Source organism: Anabaena sp. CCY 9402-a, from assembly GCF_963920945.1.
GTDB classification, from domain to species: domain Bacteria; phylum Cyanobacteriota; class Cyanobacteriia; order Cyanobacteriales; family Nostocaceae; genus Trichormus; species Trichormus minutissimus.
On the sequence record NZ_CAWUDL010000154.1, the window covers coordinates 1 to 4,491 of the forward strand.

4 protein-coding genes are annotated in these 4,491 nt (G+C 45.4%); 1 reads left to right on the forward strand and 3 read right to left on the reverse strand.

Annotated elements, in window-relative coordinates; all coding sequences use genetic code 11:
- Window positions 1-112: 112 nt before the first annotated feature.
- Window positions 113-1,801 carry a precorrin-3B C(17)-methyltransferase gene (gene cobJ / locus ACM0OR_RS27665; RefSeq protein ID WP_414579609.1) on the forward strand — a complete coding sequence of 563 codons (1,689 nt, stop codon included), beginning with the start codon at window positions 113-115 and terminating at the stop codon, window positions 1,799-1,801.
- Between the two features lie 5 nt (window positions 1,802-1,806).
- Here cobJ and ACM0OR_RS27670 read toward each other — a convergent pair whose 3' ends face one another.
- The 3 genes from ACM0OR_RS27670 to ACM0OR_RS27680 form a co-directional block, all read right to left on the reverse strand.
- Window positions 1,807-1,992, reverse strand: coding sequence for a hypothetical protein (locus ACM0OR_RS27670; RefSeq protein WP_323265854.1), 186 nt, complete (start codon window positions 1,990-1,992; stop codon window positions 1,807-1,809).
- The gene (locus ACM0OR_RS27675) at window positions 1,985-4,105 is read right to left on the reverse strand and encodes a proprotein convertase P-domain-containing protein (RefSeq protein ID WP_414579610.1); all 2,121 of its coding nucleotides are present in this window, start codon (window positions 4,103-4,105) and stop codon (window positions 1,985-1,987) included. Before ACM0OR_RS27675 ends, ACM0OR_RS27670 begins: the two co-directional genes overlap by 8 nt.
- The coding region (locus tag ACM0OR_RS27680; RefSeq protein ID WP_414579611.1) for a S8 family serine peptidase at window positions 4,102-4,491 on the reverse strand (390 nt) is incomplete at its 5' end. The genes ACM0OR_RS27680 and ACM0OR_RS27675, both read right to left, overlap by 4 nt.

A 4,491-nucleotide genomic window follows, 5' to 3' on the forward strand; every position in this document is an offset into this window, starting at 1 on the left:
TATATCTCCTATAATCCCTTCACAGTCAGCTTTTTATCTTTTATAGACAAGTCTAGTAGTTTGATTTGAAGAAGATTAACTAATATATCCATTCCAAAGTTCAAGAAATCCCATGAATAAGGTTGCACCTGCCGTTGTAGTATTAAGTCAAAATAGCGTAGCACTAGCCCGCAAAATCATCACCGTCTTACCAGGGGCGACGCTATACGGTTTAGCAGGTCGCACCTCAGAGGTTGATATCAGCTTCACTAATTTCGGCGACACACTGCGGGAATTGTTTGCTGAAGGAACACCCCTAATTGGTATTTGTGCGGCGGGTATTCTCATCAGAACCCTAGCACCCCTAATTTCCGACAAACGCCAAGAACCGCCAGTGTTAGCGGTGGCTGAGGATGGTAGCGCAGTTGTCCCGCTTTTGGGGGGACTCAATGGAGTCAATGATTTAGCACGGCGCATTGCTGAGGTACTGGATACCCAAGCAGCAATTACCACTACAGGCGATATCCGTTTCCGCACGGCGTTGTTATCCCCTCCCCCTGAGTATCATTTAGCCAACCCAGAGGATGCTAAAAAATTTATCTCTGATTTATTAGCAGGGGAGCAGGTAAAGTTAGAAGGAACTGCACCTTGGTTAAGTAATAGTCAGTTACCCATTGACCCCAACGGTGATTTAACTATTCGAGTCACAGAACGCTGTGTGACTCCTACAGCTAACTGTCTGGTATATCATCCCAAAAATGTTGCGATCGCCATCACTCACACTGATGTTACTCTAGACTCAGTACAAGCATTACTAGCAAATGCAGACATCGCCCCCGCATCTATCGCCGGCATATTTGCACCCATCGCTATCGCCGCTAACCCAAATATACATAACATCGCCAGTTTCTACAGTGTCCCGACTCGCTTTTTCCATGAAGACTTAAAAGCGCAAGAAATAGCCCTAGCAGCAACAGGTAAAGATGGTAAATTAATTTCCACTTCATCCCAGATGGCGATGATCGCTATTTCCCCCCAACCCATAGACCCCAACACCATCGGTCAGCCACGGGGAAGGTTAGCAATTATCGGTACAGGCCCCGGTAGTTCTCAATGGATGTCACCGGAAGTCAAAGAAATTCTCAAATCTGCCACTGACTTAGTAGGCTACAAAACTTATCTAGATTTAGTAGGTTCTCTCGCGGCTGGAAAGCAACGCCATGAGTCAGACAACCGCGAAGAAATCGCACGCGCAAGTATGGCCTTAGATTTAGCTGCGACTGGACGGTATGTAGTCGTAGTTTCTTCCGGCGACCCTGGTATCTATGCAATGGCGGCTGCCGTGTTTGAAGTCCTCGACCACCACCACAAGCCCGAATGGGACACTATTGATATTCACGTCGCACCGGGAATTTCCGCCATGCAAGCCGCCGCCGCCGCCGTTGGCGCACCATTAGGACATGATTTTTGTGCGATTTCCTTATCTGACATTTTGAAGCCTTGGTCAATTATAGAACAACGTATTGCTGCTGCTGCTCAAGCTGATTTCGCCATTGCCTTTTACAATCCTGTTTCTAAAGAGCGCACTTGGCAATTAGCTGACGCGAAAAATATTTTGTTGCGTTATAGAACACCCAATACTCCGGTAGTTTTAGCACGAAATCTCGGCAGACCAAAGCAAACAGTGCAAGTAATTACCCTTGAACAGTTAACACCAGATATTGCAGATATGCGAACCGTGATTATTGTCGGTTCTAGTCAAACTAGAATTATTAACCGCAGCGATGGTAGTTTTTCTGTCTATACACCACGTCGGTATTAGTGCTGTTAGCGGTAGCGAAGTCTAAAGGGCAGTTGCGAAAGTCCAGTAATGGTAAGTCCGGTGCGGTCTTGGGGTCTCCCCAAATGGAGCAACAGGCGAACCCGAAGGGAAGGAAACAGAAACCCAAGACTCACTACTTGGGTTTCTCCCGCTACACCGCTTGTAGTGTAGCGGGAGAGGATGTCAAGCATTAACGAAAATATCTGCATTCGTTAGGGACAGTCCCGTATTGAGTGTACCAAATTGAATTTTAGCGATCGCACCCGTACCATCCTGGTCAAAGAATAAAGCACCGTTATTTCGGTCGTAAAGAAATCTCTGACTACTTGTAGTAGCTGCTGAACCCAGTAAAAATTGACTAGCCGCGATCGCCGCCCCTACAACCAACCCGCCACCAAAGCCAGCCGCAGAGACAACGATAGTGTCATCAACCACACTAAAATCAGTAATTCTGTCGATACCTTCACTACGGGAATTGAAAGTAAAGCGATCGCGTCCTACACCCCCTGTTAGTGTATCGTTACCAGTACCACCAACGAGGATGTCATTGCCCTTACCGCCGAGGAGAGTATCAACACCCGCTCCACCATTAAGAGTATCATTACCATCTCCGCCGTTTAGGGTATTGTTGCCACTGTTACCTGTAATAGTGTTGTTAAGATGATTACCTGTACCGTTAATAGCAGATGTACCAGTGAGAGTTAAATTCTCTAAACTATTACCCAATGTATAGCTAACAGAAGATTGAACTAAGTCCGTACCTTGGTTGGCATTTTCGGAAACGTAATCTCCCGTACTATCAACAATGTAGATATCGTTACCCCCGCCACCAAGCATTCTGTCATTACCTGTACCACCATCAAGGGTGTCATTACCAGCACCAGCAGTCAGAAAATCATTACCAGCACCGCCATTGAGTCTATTATTACCACTATTACCGGCGATCGTGTTGTTCAGACTGTTACCTGTGCCGTTAATAGCAGATGTACCAGTGAGAGTTAAATTCTCGACATTCGCACCCAGGGTATAAGTAACAGTTGACTGAACTGTATCTGTACCTTCATTGGCGTTTTCTGTAACTATATCCCCAGTGCTATTGACTATGTATGTGTCGTTTCCTCTGCCACCCTTGAGTGTATCGTTACCTAATCCGCCATCGAGAGTATCATTACCCCTACCACCATGCAAAACGTTAGCAGCACTATTACCGATAATTGTGTCATTACCATCGCCACCAAAAGCATTTTCGATTGTAGTTCCTGTACTGATGGTTAAGACAGTCCCATTGAGAATACTTGTAGAACCTGGATTCAGGTTCAGGTAAGAGTTGGAAGTAATCGCCGCCGCATTAATCGTATCAGTACCTGAACTATCCGTTAGTGTAGTTGAGCCATAAAAACCATACTCATTGGTGTAGAAATAAGTGTCATTGATAGTATCTGTATCACCGTATAAATTTAATTTCCAACTATTGAAAATGCCGATATCTGTGGGGCCTAAATCCTGGATTGTAAGAGTCCAATTGCCAGCACTGCTTTCTCCCCAGTGTTGCGTGCTAGAGAGTTTAAACACGATATTGTCTCCCTCATCTTCCTTATTCCCAGGTTGATGAATCAGAACACTCTGAACCCCACTGGGAGAAGTCAGGAAAACAACTATATCACCCCGATAGGGATGAGTCAGATTGAGTTCTACTTCTACCCAATCAATATCTAAACCAGCCGCCACAGTAAAAGTGTGACTAATTCCTGCCTCATCGTTATCTGGAACAGTCAAGCCTAAATTACCTGAATTATAGGAAAGAGACTGCTCGTTGTTAAATCGGCTCTGTTTTTGCCAAGTCTCAGCCAAACGCACAGCAGCAAGAGCATCTACCAAACCAAATCCATAGTCATGACTGACGTGTAAACCCCCACCATTCAAATTGTTAGCACCGTTAATTTGCCAAACGTAATTTCCCCCTATACTATAGAAATCGTTTTGGCGAGCTGAATAGGCGAGAATTTCTTGTATATCTCGATAACCTAAATTACGATTGGCTTCCAACATTAAGGCAACTACCCCAGAAACCATCGGAGCTGCTGCTGAAGTGCCGTTAAACTCGTAGTTATAGTCTCCTGAACTAGAACCTTCTGATCCTCTACGGTCTGTTGTCACAATACTACCAGGAACCCCACTGCCAAAAGCTGAAACTAGAATAGAAGCCCCTGGAGTGCTATAAAAGGATGCTGTACCATCATATTCGAGTGCTGCTACCGAAATGACATGGCGGGAGTTGGAATAGTTGGAATAATTGGTATTCAAACCCTCTTCTCTGGAATTTCCAGCTGACCAGACGCAGTCCCTAATCCATTACGTCCAAACTGAACAGCATCTCGAATAGCTTGAACTACTGGAGCAAGTCCAGGATTGAGAAAATCAGCCCCAAAAATTGACGTGCTACCCCAGCTATTATTAGCGACATCCACGTTGCGTAAACGCTGCAACGCCCGAATTAAGCTATCGTCATTCCCGTAATTAAACCGGAAGGAAGCTAAGGTAGAACCATAGGCTACACCCACACCACCAATACCATTTCCAGCCGCCGCACCAATAACACCTGCAACAGAAGTAGCATGACCACTTTCTCCAGCTAGAGCTACGGTGTACACACAAGTCCAAGTAAAGTAATAACAGAAGGAGTTGAGGGA

What these genes read in the sequence shown, in the direction of transcription:
- cobJ (WP_414579609.1), top strand. Translation starts at nt 113, where the DNA reads ATGAATAAGGTTGCACCTGCCGTTGTAGTATTAAGTCAAAATAGCGTA.
- ACM0OR_RS27670 (WP_323265854.1), bottom strand. Translation starts at nt 1,992, where the DNA reads ATGCTTGACATCCTCTCCCGCTACACTACAAGCGGTGTAGCGGGAGAA.